The sequence below is a fragment of the Pseudomonas sp. LFS044 genome (assembly GCF_047978245.1).
Lineage (GTDB): Bacteria > Pseudomonadota > Gammaproteobacteria > Pseudomonadales > Pseudomonadaceae > Aquipseudomonas.
This window is the reverse complement of sequence record NZ_JBFPFX010000085.1, coordinates 1-256: the sequence shown is the minus strand read 5'-3', so window position 1 is coordinate 256 and position 256 is coordinate 1. Positions and strand designations below refer to the sequence as shown.

Sequence of the window (256 nt, the reverse complement as noted above, 5' to 3'; positions counted from 1 at the left end):
GCGCAAGCGACGTCATCGCCAGCCATTAGTCCACCATTCGGATCGAGGCATCCAATACTGCTCGGCTCTATACCAGTCACTGCATCAACGGCACGGCGTCCAGTGCTCCATAACCGATGGGTATGACTGCTACCAGAACGCGCTGGCCGAGCGAATCAACGGAATCCTCAAGATGGAGCTGCTGTTGAGTAGTCCTGCAGATCTGGAGCAAGCGAGGCAGATGGTTGACGAGGCAGTGCAGATCTACAACACAGAA

The 256-nt window shown here is 55.5% G+C and carries 1 protein-coding gene; it reads left to right on the top strand.

The window, feature by feature from the left end; translation table 11 throughout:
• On the top strand, positions 1–256 hold a 256-nt coding region (locus ACNQPL_RS26725; protein WP_416468393.1), incomplete at both ends, for an integrase core domain-containing protein.